Annotated in this window: 12 protein-coding genes; 8 read left to right on the top strand and 4 right to left on the bottom strand. The window is 63.2% G+C overall.

The window, feature by feature from the left end:
* Positions 1-148: 148 nt before the first annotated feature.
* Together BP38_RS0114645 and BP38_RS0114640 are read left to right on the top strand one after the other, a co-directional pair.
* On the top strand, positions 149-562 hold the full coding sequence (locus BP38_RS0114645; protein WP_155992455.1) for a hypothetical protein: 414 nt from the start codon (positions 149-151) through the stop codon (positions 560-562).
* Positions 563-654: 92 nt separating this feature from the next.
* Complete coding sequence (locus tag BP38_RS0114640) at positions 655-1,488, top strand: aldo/keto reductase (protein ID WP_026988354.1); 834 nt, start codon at positions 655-657, stop codon at positions 1,486-1,488.
* Positions 1,489-1,550: 62 nt separating this feature from the next.
* Here BP38_RS0114640 and BP38_RS0114635 read toward each other — a convergent pair whose 3' ends face one another.
* Positions 1,551-2,501, bottom strand: coding sequence for a zinc metalloprotease HtpX (locus BP38_RS0114635; protein WP_026988353.1), 951 nt, complete (start codon positions 2,499-2,501; stop codon positions 1,551-1,553).
* Between the two features lie 182 nt (positions 2,502-2,683).
* On the opposite strand from BP38_RS0114635, the gene BP38_RS0114630 reads away from it, so the two are divergent.
* Together BP38_RS0114630 and BP38_RS0114625 are read left to right on the top strand one after the other, a co-directional pair.
* Positions 2,684-3,442 carry an SDR family NAD(P)-dependent oxidoreductase gene (locus BP38_RS0114630; RefSeq protein ID WP_026988352.1) on the top strand — a complete coding sequence of 253 codons (759 nt, stop codon included), beginning with the start codon at positions 2,684-2,686 and terminating at the stop codon, positions 3,440-3,442.
* A 22-nt stretch (positions 3,443-3,464) separates the two neighbouring features.
* The gene (locus BP38_RS0114625; protein WP_026988351.1) at positions 3,465-4,757 is read left to right on the top strand and encodes an MgtC/SapB family protein; all 1,293 of its coding nucleotides are present in this window, start codon (positions 3,465-3,467) and stop codon (positions 4,755-4,757) included.
* Positions 4,758-4,774: 17 nt separating this feature from the next.
* Here BP38_RS0114625 and BP38_RS0114620 read toward each other — a convergent pair whose 3' ends face one another.
* Together BP38_RS0114620 and BP38_RS20855 are read right to left on the bottom strand one after the other, a co-directional pair.
* The gene (locus BP38_RS0114620; protein ID WP_026988350.1) at positions 4,775-8,851 is read right to left on the bottom strand and encodes an Ig-like domain-containing domain; all 4,077 of its coding nucleotides are present in this window, start codon (positions 8,849-8,851) and stop codon (positions 4,775-4,777) included.
* Between the two features lie 49 nt (positions 8,852-8,900).
* On the bottom strand, positions 8,901-10,487 hold the full coding sequence (locus tag BP38_RS20855; RefSeq protein ID WP_035725414.1) for an APC family permease: 1,587 nt from the start codon (positions 10,485-10,487) through the stop codon (positions 8,901-8,903).
* Between the two features lie 180 nt (positions 10,488-10,667).
* On the opposite strand from BP38_RS20855, the gene BP38_RS20850 reads away from it, so the two are divergent.
* Complete coding sequence (locus BP38_RS20850) at positions 10,668-11,426, top strand: FadR/GntR family transcriptional regulator (RefSeq protein WP_051609400.1); 759 nt, start codon at positions 10,668-10,670, stop codon at positions 11,424-11,426.
* Here the strand turns inward: BP38_RS20850 and BP38_RS0114605 are convergent.
* Entirely contained in the window at positions 11,379-12,224 is an 846-nt protein-coding gene (locus BP38_RS0114605) for a sulfite exporter TauE/SafE family protein (RefSeq protein WP_026988349.1), read from the bottom strand. The two genes, BP38_RS20850 and BP38_RS0114605, sit on opposite strands and share 48 nt — an antisense overlap.
* Positions 12,225-12,499: 275 nt before the next feature.
* Here BP38_RS0114605 and BP38_RS0114595 point away from each other — a divergent pair, with 275 nt between their 5' ends.
* From BP38_RS0114595 to BP38_RS0114585, 3 genes are all read left to right on the top strand, one after another.
* Positions 12,500-13,456 carry a tripartite tricarboxylate transporter substrate binding protein gene (locus BP38_RS0114595; RefSeq protein WP_155992454.1) on the top strand — a complete coding sequence of 319 codons (957 nt, stop codon included), beginning with the start codon at positions 12,500-12,502 and terminating at the stop codon, positions 13,454-13,456.
* Positions 13,456-14,034 (top strand): tripartite tricarboxylate transporter TctB family protein, encoded by a 579-nt coding sequence (locus tag BP38_RS0114590; RefSeq protein WP_026988346.1) that lies wholly within the window; start codon positions 13,456-13,458, stop codon positions 14,032-14,034. The genes BP38_RS0114595 and BP38_RS0114590 overlap by 1 nt, the downstream gene beginning before the upstream one ends.
* Positions 14,035-14,096: 62 nt before the next feature.
* Positions 14,097-15,608: a tripartite tricarboxylate transporter permease gene (locus BP38_RS0114585; RefSeq protein ID WP_026988345.1), complete on the top strand. Its 1,512-nt coding sequence runs from the start codon at positions 14,097-14,099 to the stop codon at positions 15,606-15,608.
* Positions 15,609-15,650 lie beyond the last annotated feature (42 nt).

The following is a 15,650-nucleotide window of genomic DNA, read 5'->3' as shown; positions in this document are numbered from 1 at the left end:
CGTAAAGCACCTGCAATGAGCAATTCTGCTTCTTCCGGCTTTCCCCGGTGGGGCTTGCTGACGGGTGTCGCGATGCTGGCATCTATGGCTGTGCTGCTCATGCCTCTGAAACTCGAGAGCAATGATGGTCTGCGGCTATTGCCGCAGATTGCTGCTGCTCAAGACCAGGATCAGGATAGAGACAGAGATCAGGATAGAGACAGAGACCAGGATAGAGACAGAGACCAGGATAGAGACAGAGACCAGGATAGAGACAGAGACCAGGATAGAGACAGAGATCAGGAAGAAGATCAGGATCGCGAGCGAAAACGTGATCGCGAGCACCAACCTGAAGGCAAGGGTGGTGGAAACGGCAAAGGCGGAAATGGTGCCCCTGGCGGTTCCGGCGGGAACAATGGAGAAGGTGACGGTAACGGTAACGGTACTGGAGGCGATGCCAATTGACGGCAGTCTTTCCGCAACTTGCTACAGATGGGATATGGGGCCTTCCGCGGAAGGCCCCATATTTTTGGGGAAAATTGAACAAAGACCATTTGCACGGCTGTGGACATTCCACGGATAGCCACCTATTTCACAAATGGGCAGCTTGATTTTTTTGTGCTGTCTCAGCTGACGGAACATTTTACAGCATGACCAACAATTCGGGGTGGTTTTATGGACAGAGTTGAAACAAACGGCGCCCGCATTCCCAAGATCGGTTTCGGGACCTTCCAGTTGGATGTGGATGTGGCGCGTGCACGGGTGCGTGAAGCGCTTGAAGCGGGCTATCGCCATATCGATACGGCGCAGATGTACAAGAACGAGGAAGCTGTTGGCGCCGGCCTGCGGGACAGCGGCTTGGCGCGTAATGAAATCTTCCTGACCACCAAGGTCTGGCCGGACCGTTTTGCAGACGGAGACTTGCAGCGTTCAGTGGACGAAAGCCTGGAGCGCCTGAAGCTGGATTACGTGGACCTGCTGCTGCTGCACTGGCCCAATCCGGAGATTTCCCTGTCGGAAACCATCGGAGCCTTGAATGATGTCCGCAAGCGCGGGCTGGCCAAGCACATCGGCATCAGCAACTTCAACGTCGCCCTGATCCGCGAGGCTGTGGCCGCTTCCGAGGCGCCGCTGGTAACCAACCAGGTCGAGTATCATCCCTGGTTGTCCCAGGACCTCGTTCGCCAGGAGCTGGCCCGGCACGGCATGGCGCTGACGGCCTATTGTCCGCTGGGGCAGGGCAAGCTGCTGGAGGAATCGGTGATCCAGCGCATTGCCCAGGTGCACGGCAAGGAGCCAGGACAGGTGGTTCTGCGCTGGCACTACCAGCAGCCGGACGTGATCGCCATCCCGCGCACATCGAAGGCCGAGCGAGTGCGCAGCAACCTGGACATCTTCGATTTCGAGCTGAGCGAGGCCGAAATGTCGGAGATCTCGGGCCTGGCGCGTTCGGACGGACGCATCATCAATCCGGCACACCTGGCGCCAGCCTGGGACAATGCCGCCTGAATCCACTTTTGCAAAGTCAGAGAATGATGAAAGGGCCTTCCCCATAGCGGGTGAAGGCCCTTTCAGCGTCTCAAACCCGGCCAACGGCGGAAAGGGAAGGTGACCCAGGGCCAGTGCCCCGACAGCGGTAACCTGGGGTGAGCGTGATGTCCGGCCGCGGTCGTGACCTGCTCAGCCTTCAGCTCCATCAGCCGGCGCACCCGCTCCGGCGTCGGAGGGTGGCTGCGCAGGAGGGCAAGCTGGGGAAAGCCTTGATTGGGCCGCAGCAGATTTTCCCAAAGCCCGCCCTGACTGCGTTCCAGCTTCTCCAGTGCAGTGGCCAGAGCCTCAGGATCTCCACAGAGCTGTACGGCGTCCAGGTCGGCATCGTATTCCCGGGCGCGGGAAAGTGCCAATTGCAGCAGGGTGAGCAGGCTGGGTGCCAGAATCAGAAGCGCAATCAGCAGCCAGGGGATGGCCAGGCTGTTCGTCAGCAACAACGGCAGGTTCAGCGCCAGCAGGAAGATTCCCAGATAGGAGAGAAGCGTGGTCAGTCGACTGAGACTGTCAGCCAGGTTCATGATCCAGAGGTCGTTGTTGGCCAGATGGCTGATCTCGTGGGCCATCACGGCCACGATCTCGCGCGGGCTCAGTGTGCGCAGCATGCCGTCCGTCAGCGCGATTGCCGCCTGTTCGGGTCGTCCCACGGCAAAGGCATTGCTGATTTCGCTCGGCACGTAATAGAGCGCGGGCTTGGCGGGAAGACCGGCACGCCGTGACAGTTCTTCCAGCGCCGCGTGGAGTTCGGGAATCATCCGGTATGGCAGGGGGCGCCCCCGATAGAGCCCCAGGATAATCTCGGGCGAGAGGGAGGGAGTCGCCATCAGGCCCAGGGCCACGCCGATGAAGCCCCAGACGACGCCCTGCAGACCCCAGAGAGTCCAGGCGCAGGCCGCCGCAATGCCGGCCATACCAATAATGAGAAGCGCGGAATGAAGCAGGTTCTTCAGTTTGTGGTGTCTGGTCAGTGGCATGATTGCAAACCGGGCATGTAACAGGCAGCCTCTAATGAGATTGGGGAGGGTGGTCGGCGCTTCAATGCAGACCTGCGCCGTTATAGCTCACGCTATCGCACTGCCCCTGCGGACGGTCCTGCGTTAGATTGGCGCTGTACCATTGAACAATCCGGCATGCCATTGACGAAGGAGAGGCAGCGATGACAGAGCGTATCTTTACAGACAAGGTGGCCATCGTGACGGGTGCCGGTTCCGGTATCGGAGCGGCCATTGCCCGCGAGCTGGGCCGCGAAGGCGCGGAAGTGGTCGTGAGTGACGTCGAGGCCAAGTCCTCCGAGGCGGTGGCGGAAGAAATCCGCAAGGCCGGTGGCAAAGCGCAGGTCTGCACCGCGGATGTGGCCGATGCGAAGGCCGTGGAAGCCCTGGTGGACTTCGCAGTGCGGGAATGCGGTGGCCTGCACCTGGCCGTGAACAACGCGGGTATCGGCGGGCCCAGCGAGAAGACCGGCGACTATCCCCTGGACGGCTGGCGCCAGGTCATCGACATCAATTTGAATGGCGTCTTCTACGGCCTGCGCTATCAGATTCCCGCGATGCTGCAGAGCGGCGGTGGGGCCATCGTCAACATGGCCTCCATCCTGGGGTCCGTCGGGTTTGCCAAGGCTTCCGCCTATGTGGCGGCCAAGCATGCCCTGGTCGGCCTGACCAAGACCGCGGGCATGGAATACGCGACCGAAGGGGTTCGTATCAACGCCGTGGGGCCGGCCTTCATCGACACGCCGCTGCTCTCGAAAAACCTGGATGAGGAAACCTTGGGCCAATTGGCCGGCTTGCATCCCGTCCAGCGCCTGGGGACGGCGGAGGAGGTTTCCGCCCTGACCTGTTTCCTGTTGTCGGAGCGGGCGAGCTTCATCACGGGAAGCTACCACCTGGTGGACGGCGGCTACACGGCGCAGTAGAGGCGGCCCAAGGGATAACGGCGTGGAGCCCGGTGATGCCATCATTCCGCTGAGCGTCGCCCTGGCGGCTGGCCTGCTGATCGGGCTCGAGCGTGGATGGAACGCGCGCGAGGCGACGGAAGGCAGTCGCGTTGCCGGCGTGCGGACCTTTGCCCTGTTGGGTCTGCTTGGCGGCTTTGTCGGCCTGCTGGCCACGGCCAGCGAATTGGCCGTGATCGGCTATGGCTTTCTTGCCGTGGCGGCCGTCCTGGTGACGGGCTATGCCGTGCGCGGGCACCAACGCGGCGACTTCGGTGTCACCAGCCTGATTGCCGCCTTGCTGACCTTTGCTTTCGGAGCGGCGGCCAGCCAGGGGTACATGCTGGAAGCGGCCATGGCCGCAGTCGCCACGGCCCTGTTGCTCGGCTACAAGTCCCTGCTGCATCGCTGGGTCGGTGCGTTGGAGCCCGTGGAGCTGCGGGCCACCCTGAAGCTGCTGGCCATCTCGGTCATCGTGCTGCCGTTGCTGCCCGATCGGGGCTATGGACCCTGGCAGGTCCTCAACCCCTTCGAAATCTGGTGGATGGTGGTGCTGATCGCCGGGATTTCCTTCATCGGCTACTTCGCCATGCGGATTGTCGGGCCGGAAAAAGGGGCGCTGCTGACCGGCCTGTTCGCCGGCCTGGCGTCCTCGACGGCTCTCACGCTGCACTTCTCCCGTCTGGCGCGTCGCCATCGAGGCAGCTCTGGAACCGCCAGCCAGTCCCTTCTCTCAGCCGGGATTCTCGTGGCCTGCGGCACCATGTTTCCAAGGATGCTTGTGGTGGTTGCCATTATCCACCCCACGCTACTTCCTCCCTTGCTGCTTCCGGCCCTGTTCATGGCTGGTTTGACCTATGCCGCGGTCCTGCTGCTGTGGTGGAAGGGAAAACATGCCGCGCAGGACGAGGCGCCGGCGCAGCTGAAGAATCCCCTGGAACTGGGCTCGGCCCTGGTGTTCGGTGCGCTGCTGGCGCTGATCCTGCTGGTGGCAACGGCGCTTGAGCAAGCACTGGGAGACAGCGGGTTGCTCGCCGTCGCCGCGATCTCCGGGGTGACCGACGTGGACGCCATTACCCTGGCGCTCGCCAGAATGAGTCAAGAAGGCACGGCGCTGGAGTTGGCTGCTCTGGGCATCCTCCTGGCCAGCGCCGTGAACAGCCTGGCCAAGGGTGCCCTGGCGGCCGGCATTGGAGGTATGGCCCTGGCCTGGCGTGTAACCCTTCCTCTTGGCCTGGCGGCGACTGGCGGCTTCCTGCTGTTCTGGGTTCTGGGAGGTGTTGCCGTTCGCTTGTGATGTCGGCCGCCGAGGAGCTATTCGTCGCCCAGACCGGGACAGGGAGCCTGGAAGCGTCCCTGTCCGAGGGAGATCACCTCACGCGTGCGGTCGAAGAACTCGCCGCTGCCGGTAAGAGTGGTTCCTTCCAGGCGCAGAAGCGGGCTGTCCACCGGCGCGCCGAAGGGGTCCTTCCACTTGTCTCCCTCTGCGCTGTGCATGGCCATGAAGACCGCGCCCTCCTGTCCATCCGCATCGACGCGGCGGGCTTCCACGAGCTGATGGGCGCCTTGGGGCAGTTCGGCAATGCTGGCCTTCACGGACAGGTGTTCGCTTTCGACCGACCCCGAGGTTGCGCTCAGTTCAATGACCGAAGCTTCCGGCCCGAAGCTCTTGCGTTCGCAGCGCGCGATCTGCAGTGCATGGGTTTGGCCCTCCAGCACAAGCTTGCCTTCGGGCTCGGACTGAAGGGCCTCCGTTACGGCTTGCGAGGAGTCATCGGGCACCTCTTCGGAGGAGTCTTCCCATTGGCTTTCGACAGGCTCGCCGGCCAGCGGGGCCGGTCCCCGGTCCGGTTCGGGCTCGGGAGGGAGGGTTTCCTGCTCGTCAACGGGTACTTCGCGAACCGGGGGCGTGCGGGTGGCTGATGTGGCTTTCAGCAGACGCTCCGTCCGGTTCATGCCGTCACTGACCACCAGGCGGAACTGGGGGCTGGCGCCATCCGGCAAGGCCACCCGGGGGATCGTCACCCGGCTCTCCTGAGTTCGGGGAACCACGACACGCCAGGCCTCCTCATCCGCCGCGCGGAAGAGCAGGGAACTGGTTAGCGGGTCTCCGTCGGCATCGGACAGCAGCCAGTCCGCGACAACCTCGTCTTCGTCGACCTCGCGAATGTCGAAGGCTGTGATCTCAGGTGGAGTGGAACTGCGTTGGCGCTTTGCCAACAGCTTGTCCTCCAGATGCAGTTCCACGCTGTGTGGCGGCGCGGGACTGCTTACGAGGGCGAGAAAGGGCCCGGTCTGGCTGTCACGCAGGGCGGGGCCGACCGACCGGTGGGCCAGCACTTCGCCTTCGGCATCGCGGAGCAGCAGCGTGAAGGCGCCCTCGGGGCCATGCTTCCGGGTGATCCCCTGTACGGGAGAGACGTGATTGATCTTGGACTGCTGTCCGCTTTCATCCAGCCAGCCGGAAACCACGTAGACCTGTTCCTGAGTGCTGCCCTGAGATGCGGAGGCGACGCTTACCGGTCGCAACAGGCGGGTAAACGCGCTTGTTCCCTGATGAGGTAGGGTATTCGGCGCCTCTGTTCTGCTGCCGGGTGGGGGCAGGCTGGGAGACATGTAGATGCTTTTCAGCCGGCCGAGCAGGCTCTGATAGTGATCGCGCAGGATGAAGTGCTTGGCCGTCTCCTGAGCGCAGGGATACATGAGCGGCAGGAGGGTATGCGGACTTTCCCCATTGCCCTCCTCGAAGGACTTGTTGAAACCGCTGTCCCCATCCAGCGACAGGCGGAAACCTTCGATCCCTGCCATATCGCTGCGACCGGATTTGCATTCGACGGCGCGTTCCGTTCGCCCCTTCACGTCAGGTACATGCGGAAGGCCGAATCCATGGCCGAACTCATGCGCGACGGCAGGGACCTCGGCTGCCCGGCGCGAGGTTTCCATCAGGCTGAAGGGCATCAGGAAATGGATGGGTGGCGGCCAGACCTCTTCTTGTGCGCCAGGTGCCTGCTTGTCGGTGCCGAACGAGGAGCCGCCGCCCATGACGTCCGTCGGAAAGAGGGCGACGACCAGATCGGGGACATTCCCCTGTTCCCAGAGTCGGTCGTGAAGTTCCTTAACCAGCAGGAAACGGGCCTTGTAGTGATGGAAGATGTCCCGCCCGTCGTGGTCGAGCAGAGGATTCGCCCAGGCTTTGTCATACTTCTCGAGCTTGGACGCGAGGTCGTTCCGCCAGTCCTCGCTCGGTACGTAATCGCCGGCGGCTCGACCCGTAACGCCCGTGACCGGGAATGTCTGCTCGGTGAATTCCTCCGCCTTCGCGGCGATCCGGCGCGCGACATCGCGGGCAGCCGGTGGAACTCCATCGGCCCAACTGCCGACCTTCATCATGTAATAGTCGAAAGTCAGGTCCTTCTGCAGGTCGGTCCAGGAAACCGTCCGTTCTCCCTCTTCCTCCTCCAGGTGTCGGTCACAGGGGTCGATGGGCTGGATGAAACCGCGAACCTGTTGCGTTTCGCGCAGTCGGGGCTGCCATCCGAAGAAGTTGACGGTGTTGGTTGCGCGCCGTTTTTCGGCCTTGCCGGTCAATTCCTCGATGGGGACTTCCGTTTTCTGCTTCTTTTCGTAAAGCAGGCCCTCGCGTTCGTCGGTGACCCAGGCATCGGCCGGTATCGTCCGGACATGCCATGCTTCATCAACAGTGTGCTCCGGGCGTTCCCAGTCCACATCGAGGCGGGTCAGGGTCTGCTTGCCGGCCACGAGCGGCGCATCTTTCGAAACCTGGAAGACATGCGGTTCGATCTCGAATTCTTCCGGCAGGGTGGCGAAGGTGAAGCCGTAGGCTGCCGGCAGTTGGGCGCCGTTTTGACCGCGTGGTCCGGCGGCGCCGGCTTCGATCACGACACGATGCCAGGCGGCCGGTCTCAGATGGTCCTTCGGCTCAATGAGCAGGCTGTCCCCTCGGATCTGCACGTCGGCCGGGATGCGAACCATGTCGCCAAAGGAATCGGGGTATTCGATATAGGCGCTGTCCGGGGAGAGGCTGCCCGGCTCCAGCCGCCGGTCAAAGACAATCTCGATATTCGGCGCCTCGCGGTCGACATTGCGCGCGCGCGCTGGCGGGAAGTGGCTGGTCACGGCAAGCTCGGATTGGCGCTTGCCGCCACGGGCCTCGACCGTGACGGCGGCATAGCCCATGCGGATCATGGAGCCGCGATTCGGGGCCTCGAAGCGGCCAGTCAGTTCCAGCGAGCCGGAGTCCTTGCGTGTCTCGACGCGTTCGGAGCCATCCAGGCCCCCGTTGTCGTCATGGGTGAAGCGATGGACCTGGGTTTCCGCGACAGCCTGTCCGGAGAGCTCCAGACGCCCGTACACCGCTGTCTCGGTGATCTCCTCGATATGAACTTCCCCCTCCAGGCGTCCGCCCACCAGGGTGACCTCGCCCTGAAAGGCGTGGCCCTCGCCCGTCTGGGCCATGCGCGCCAAATCAAGTCCCTTCATGCCCGAGGGCAGGGAGAAATTGCGTTGGATGTCGCGCAGCATCCGGGCGCCCAGGGGATTGGCGCGCTCGGGGTCCTGGAAGCGCTGGAACTGGCCGTTCCAGGAGGTATGGAATGCCATCATGGTAGGCATGGCGTCGGGCTCGGTTCCGTCGATGGGGGCCAGGGCCGTGGCTTCATAGCTCTCGCCGGGCTGCAGGTCGTCCTGTGTGGTGCCGGGCAACTGAATGACGAAATGACTGGCAGCACGTGGGCTCCAGCCCGTTGCGCCGCTGTGCTGGATCCAGATGGGATTGCCGAGCTGTCCGCTATCCAGCGTGAAGGCGTTGGGGCTGGAAACCTCCAGGATCACATCGCGTTGCTGCTCGTCCTGGGGGATCAGGACATTGAGCGGGTCGAAGTCGTTGCCACCTCCGGACCTCGGGTCACCGGATGCCCGGCCCATCAAATCCATCAAGGCATCGACCTGATCCTCGGCATTGCCGGCATCGCGTATCTCTTCGGCGCGTTTCTTCAATGTCTCGGCCCGTTCCTGGACGCTCTTCTTGGCCTCTTCTCCCGAAAGGGCGCCGCTCATCAACAGGCCGTCGCTGGTGAGTGTCGCCACGGGCTGGGCACAAGCCGAACCCGTCTCCGTGACCAGACCGGAGAGGGAGAGCCGGGCCTGGCCCGGCGGCGTGCGGCCTTCGGCATAGAGCTCTTCTGGTGCGCGGGGCCCTGTGATGAGGAGATCCTCGTTGAGGGCGTCGAGCATGGCAGCGGATGAGCATTCGGCCAGTTTCGGCACCGCGGCTGGTTCGCAGACCTCTTCAGCCGCCAGAGCTGGCTGCAGGGAAAGGCAAAAGGGCAAGAGGCGGAACAGTCCTCTTGCCAGGAAATGACGACACTTCATCGGGCAACCCTTCCCTTTTCAGACTCCTCTGTGTGGAGAGCGTACGAGCTCAGCTGTCTGCTCTTGACCCTTCCAGCTCGGTGGCCAGATCCGGATTTCGTGCGGCAAAGGTTCCCCTGTCCAGGCGCAGGCGCACGGCCCAGAGGATCGTGCCGAGGCCCAGCAAACTGCCCAGCAGGATGTCCCAGCCGAAGGGAATGACATCCAGTCCGCCGCCAAAGCCACCCAGCCAGGACAGCAGGGTCAGGCCGACCAGGTAGGGCACCAGCCAGAGGGAGTTGCGGGCGTCCACGGCCCATTGTCCGCTGCGCGCCTGGACGATCGTGAAGAGCACGCCGCCCAGGGCCAGAGCCAGGACGAGCCGCCAAGTGTTGTCCCAGCCGGACCAGTAGATCACCAGGGTGGCCACGATGAAGGCCAGGGCCGCAACCGGCCAGGCGAGTGGAAGCCGGAAGCCGCGTTCGGCTTCGGGCATCTGGTGACGCAGGGCCAGCAGGGCGACGGGACCGATGGTGAGCGACAGGGTGATGGCCGAAGAGTTGAGGGCGACCAGCTCCTGGAAAGGCAGAGCCAGGAAGGCGGCAATGCCGAGGGCCAGGTTGAGCAACAGGGCATTGAGCGGGACCTGGCGCTGGGACAGGCGGGTCATCAGTTGGGGGAAGAAGCCGTTGCGTGCCAGGGCCAGGGTGATGCGCGCGTTGGAACCGGTGGCCACGAGCGCCCCGCCGAAGGGCGCGATCACGGCGCCTGCCAGGATGACGCTGGACAGCCAGACCATGCCGAGCGCAACGGCCAGGGCGCCCAGCGGCCCCAGACGGTGGCCGCTTTCAAGCTGGGCCCAGCCCTTTGACAGGGAGTCCTCGGATAGCGCCCCGATGAAGGAGACCTGCAGCAGGAGATAGAGCAGCAGGCAGATCAGGACCGAAAGCCCCAGGGCCACGGGCATGGTGACCTGGGGGCGGCGCACCTCGCCGGCCATGTCGATGGCGTGCCGGAAGCCCAGGAAGGCAAAGAGCACGCCACCGGCGGGTATCGCCGAAAGTACGCCCTCCCAACCCATGGGCGCGAAGGAGGGGCTGGTGGTGAAGTTTGCGCCCTGGAAGCGGTCGGCGATGATCAGGATGGCAACCACGATGGGAACGATGACCTTGAAGATGGTCAGGCCGGCATTGAGCTTTGCGAAGAGCGCGGCCCCGAAGGCATTGATCACGGTCATGATCGCCAGGAAGACGATGGCGAATGCGATTCCCAGGTAACTGAGTCCGTGGCTGGCCGAACTGCCGGACAGCCAGGGCAAGGGGCCCTGGAGATACTGCAGCATCACCGTGACTTCGATCGGGGCGGCCAGGACATAGCCCAACCAGGCCGTCCAGCCCATGGCGGCGGCTGCCAGCTGGCCATGGCTGTAGTAAGGGATGCGCCCCAGGCCGCCGGCCACCGGCAGGCAGGTGCAGACCTCGGCAAAGGTCAGGGCCAGCAGCATCACGGCCACGCCACAGATGATCCAGGACAGCATGGCCGCCGGACCGGCGTGCTGTGCGGCATTGATCGGCGCGAAAAGCCAGCCGGAGCCGACGACACCGCCCACCCCGATGCAGGTCAGACCGACGACGCCGATCGAGCGCTTGAGCTTCATGGATTCCCCCGAATTTTTTGAAACCCCCGTATTTTTCCAGGCACTATAACGCCTTGGGAGTCACGGGTCATCCGAAGCATGGGGTGCGCCGCGCCCGGGTGGGACTTCCGTGTGCGCGGGGGACCTGATATCACGGTGCAGAATCTTGATTGCGGGAACGGGGAAAGCGCTTCGACCGGGATGTCGCAGTACGAACACGCACTCAAAAGCCTGCGCGCCGCGCTGGATGACGGCACCTATGCTCCGGGCAAGCGGCTGCCACCCGAGCGGGAACTCTCCGCCATCCTGGGTGTGGGACGGCGTACCCTGCGCCGTGCCCTGGACCTGCTGGAGGCCGAAGGGCGTGTCTGGCGCCATGTGGGGCAGGGGACCTTTGCCGGCCCGCGGCCGCAGCGCCAGGTGACCGACATTGCGCAACTGACCGAAAGCACCAATCCTTCCGAGATCATGGAGGTCAGGCTGGAGGTCGAACCTCGCCTGGCCGCCTTTGCTGCATTGCGCGCCACGCAGCGCGAGATCGACGAGATTCGCTATTACGCAGAGAAGAGCGAGTCCTCCACGAATATCGAGGCCTATGAAATCTGGGACAGCAAGCTGCACAGGGCGATTGCGCTGGCTGCACACAACAGCCTGTTCCTGGGGCTGTTCGATACGCTCAATGCGGTGCGGGCGCAGACAGCCTGGGGGCGTTTGCGCGAGACCGTGATCGATGACCGCCGAAGGAAGCGCTACGCCGTGGATCATCGTCGCCTGGCCGGGGCGATTGCCGAGCGCTTGCCGGAGAAGGCCGCCGCCTGCATGCAGGCGCACTTGCGCATGGTGCAGCATGACCTGGTCGGCGCCGCAGCCCTGTCGGCCGGGTCGCAACAGGAAAAGGGTCAGCTGGGCCGCTCAGCCGGCCTGGAAGGCCGTGAAAAGGTCGTAGAACAGTCTGAGTGACGTGGCCAGCAGGAAGAGTGCAAAGGCGATCTTGAGCCTGCCGGGCTTGATGGTGTGCGCCAGGCGCGCGCCATAGGGCGCCAGCAGCGTGGTGGTCGGGACAATAAGACAGAAGGCCACCAGGTTGATATAGCCTATGGTCAGGGGAGGGCGCCCCTCGACCCCCTGGCCACTGACCAGGAATCCGATGGCGCCGGGAATGGCTATGACGATACCGACGGCAGACGCCGTGCCCACAGCGCGGCGAATCGGGTAATTGCAGGCAGAGAGCAGCGGTACGGTCAGGGTGCCGCCACCGATGCCCATCATGGTCGAGACCATGCCGATAAAGCTGGCCAGCAGGCTGCGGATGGGCTCACCGGGCAGGGATTCCGCCAAGTTCAGCGTATCCTCACCGCGCAGCATGCGGATCGAGACCAGCAGGGCCACGACGGCAAAGACGGCCGCCAGGACATTGCCGTTCAGATAGGCGGCCACGACGGCTCCAACGATGACGCCGACCAGCAGCGGCACGACCCAGCGCTTCAGAAGCGGCAGGTCAACGGCTTCCCGGCGGTAGTGCGACCGGGCCGAGATAAGGCTGGTGGGAATGATGATGGCCAGCGAACTGCCGACCGCGACATGCATGCGAATGGCTTCGCTGACATCCATCAGTGCAAGGACGTGATAGAGGGCAGGGACGATCACGATCCCGCCGCCGACGCCAAGCAGGCCCGCGATCAGGCCGGCAAAGGCACCGACCCCGAGCATGGCAAGTGCCCAGAAGATCAGGAGAAGCGGATCGTTGAGGATGTCCATTGGCGAGAATCCCGAGAATGCAACCGTCCGAGCGGGACGGGAAGGTCTACGCGTTGAATGCGGGAATTATGATAGCAATAACAAATTGGTTCTCAAGGCTGGAGCCGAAAATTGGGAGAAAAACTTGAAATACTGTACCCTGATGGCTAATCATGGTGGCGAAAAGCAAGAAGAATAATGAACCAATATAGAATTGGTTCCTACTTACCATCAGACTGTTGTCTGCGGTACAGTGGACGGCAGTGTACAAGGAGCACAATCGGGAGATGGCAATCATGAGTTTACGAAAGACGTCACTGACGCTCGCTTGCACGTTGGCAGCCGGCCTTGCTTTGGGCGGCGCTGCTGCGGCACAGGACTTCCCTGACGGCCCCGTCGAGATGATCGTGCCCTGGGGGCCTGGAGGTGGCAGTGATACGCTGATGCGGATTGTTGCCAACCACGGCGAGGAATATCTGGGCGAGTCCATCCCGGTGATCAACCTGCCGGGGGTCAGCGGTACACAGGGGCTGGAGGAAGCCCGCGAGCGCGATGCGGATGGCTACACCATGGCCCAGATCCATGAGGGTCTGCTGGTTTCGCACTATACGGGCGTTACCGACGTTCATCCGGATGACTTCGAACCGGTGGCTTCCTTCACCCTCTCGCCGCAGTATGTTGTGGTGAATGCGGACACACCCTGGCAAACCTTCGATGAGTTCGTGGAGTACGCCAAGGAGAACCCCGGTGAGGTTACCTTCGGCGTGACCATGGCCGGTGTGCCGCACCTGCATGCCGCCATGATCGAGGATGCCACCGGCGCTGAATTCTCCTATGTCGGCTATGAAGGCACCGGCGAACGCATCCAGGCCCTGGTTGGCGGGCATATCGACGCCGCCATCGGCGACATTGCCTCGTCGCTGGAATTCGTGAAGAACGACGATCTGCGGTTCCTGGCCACAGGGGCGACTGAACGCATCGAAGCAACGCCGGATGTCCCCACGCTTCAGGAGCTTGGACACGATCTCGAGCTGACCATCAACCGCGGTCTCTTCGTTCCGAAGGGGACGCCGGAGGAGCGCATCGAAGTGCTCGAGGAAAGCCTGACCAAGCTGGAGAACGACGAGGAGTTCATCGAGCAGGTGAATGCGGCCGGTGCGGAAGTGGTTATCCGCAGTCGGGATGACTATGCCGAATACATGGACAATCTCGACCAAACCGTTTCCAACCTGGCCGAACACATCAAGCAGTGATGACGGCGCCGTCTGACCGGACCTCCTCCGTCTCGGAAACGGAAACGGAGGAGGGATCGGGAACGCAGGACAACAGCGGAGGGAGCGCCAGCAACTCGGCGCTCCTTCACCTGTTGCTGAATCTGACCATGCTGGTCATTTTCGCGTTCCTTTTCGTGGTGGCCGGCGACCTGCCCGATTCCGCCTGGGAGCCGTTGGGGGCCTGGGCCTTTCCCCGCTTCGTCCTTGGTGCGTTGATCCTGCTCAACCTCGCCATGATCGGGCAGACCCTGCCAGGCGCCGTGAAGGAAGTGCGCGCCCGGCACGGCCAGATGACGGGCCTGGTGACCACCGCGCTCGCGGAAAGGAAGCTGGTCATCCTGATGCTGGCCCTGTTCGGGGTCTACGTGGCTGCCTTCGGGCTGGCCGGTTATACGGTGGCAACCTTCCTGTTCATCGTGATTGCCCAGGTTGCGGTGGGACCCAAGACCCTCAGGAATGGGATCGCCGCCCTGATCATCGCGCTGGTTGCCTCCGTGGGGGTGGAATATTTCTTTGCCCGGGCACTCAGCGTCTTCCTGCCGGGCGGCTTCTTCTAGGCAGGGGCACAGAATGGACGTGATCTTGTACCGGTTCGGGACAACAGGGAAGCGAGAACGCCATGTTTGAAGGCTTTGGAGGCGCGCTGGGACAGATATTCCAGCTGGCCACGATTGCAACGATGCTGATCGGGGTCGTGGCCGGTCTCGTCGCGTCGGCCATTCCGGGGTTCACCATCACCATGGCCATCGTGCTGACCCTGCCGCTGACCTTCTACATGCCGGCAATCCAGGGGGTGGCCACCATGCTGGCCGTCTATGTCGGCGGCCTCTGTGGCGGCATGATATCGGCCGCCCTGCTGAGTATCCCGGGGACGCCTTCGGCAGTGGCCACCACATTCGATGCCTTCCCCATGGCGCGCAACGGCGATCCCGGGCGGGCCCTTGGATTGGGTATCTGGGCCTCGTTCTTCGGCACCATCATCTCGGTTATCGTGCTGGTTCTGGCCGCCCCGCCCCTGGCTCTCATTGCCATCGAGCTGGGGCCCTGGGAGTACTTCTCCCTCATTGTCTTTGCCATGACCGTGATCGCCAGCCTGGTCGGGCAGTCCATGCTGCGCGGCATGATCGCGGGTATCCTGGGGATGTTCCTGGCCACCATCGGCGACGATCCCATGATGGGCGCCCAGCGCTTCAGCTTCGATCTTCGCATGCTGGAAGCGGGCCTGCCCTTTCTGACTGTGCTGATCGGCATCTTCGCGGTCAGCCAGCTGCTGAGCGAACTGGAGGATGTCGGCCGGGTCCAGCGCGGCAAGGCCCTGGTCGACAGCCCCATCGTCTTCCGGCCCTTCCAGTTCATGCGCGAGACGCTGTCGCGGCCGGTCAACCTGATCCGCTCCTCACTGATCGGTGTCTTCATCGGTGCCGTGCCTGGGGCAGGCGGCTCCATCGCCAACCTGCTGGCCTATGACCAGGCGCGGCAGGCCTCGAAGACGCCGGAGAAGTTCGGAACCGGGATCCCCGAAGGCGTGGTGGCCTCGGAATCCGGCAATTCCGCGACGGCTGGCGGCGGTCTGATTCCCATGATCGCGCTGGGCATTCCCGGCAGCGCCGTCGACGCCGTGTTGATCGCGGCCCTGATGGTGCATGGCATCAGCGTCGGGCCGCGTCTGATGGTGGACAATCCGGAGCTGGTTCAGAGCATCTTCGTCGCCATGGTCGTGGCGGCGGTGATGATGCTGGTGATCGCGTTGATGACCATGCGCTATTTCCTGATGGTCACCAAGGTCCCCAAGCACATCATCGTGCCGCTGGTCCTGGTCTTCTGTGCTGTTGGCGTTTTCGCGCTCAACAATCGTGTCACGGATGTCCACCTGCTGTTTTTCGTGGGTGCCCTTGGTTATGTGCTGAAGAAGATGGACTATCCCCTGGCCCCCCTGGTGTTGGGCGTGATCCTGGGACCCATCGCGGAGACGAACCTGCGCCGGGCCCTGATGGCGAACGAGGATTGGAGCCTGTTCTTCACGCGCCCCGTATCGGCGGGCTTCCTGGTCCTGGCCGTGGTCTCGATCCTGTTGTTCATCCGTTATCGCTATCGCCAGCGGAAGAAGCTGCAGGCTGAAAACGGCAGTTGATACCGAACCAGATTCATGCTGCGACACGCAAACCCAAACCCA

The sequence above is a fragment of the Fodinicurvata fenggangensis DSM 21160 genome, from assembly GCF_000686045.1.
Classification (GTDB): domain Bacteria; phylum Pseudomonadota; class Alphaproteobacteria; order Kiloniellales; family DSM-21159; genus Fodinicurvata; species Fodinicurvata fenggangensis.
Note: the sequence above shows the minus strand (reverse complement) of the source record. Positions and strands in the feature narration are given on the sequence as shown.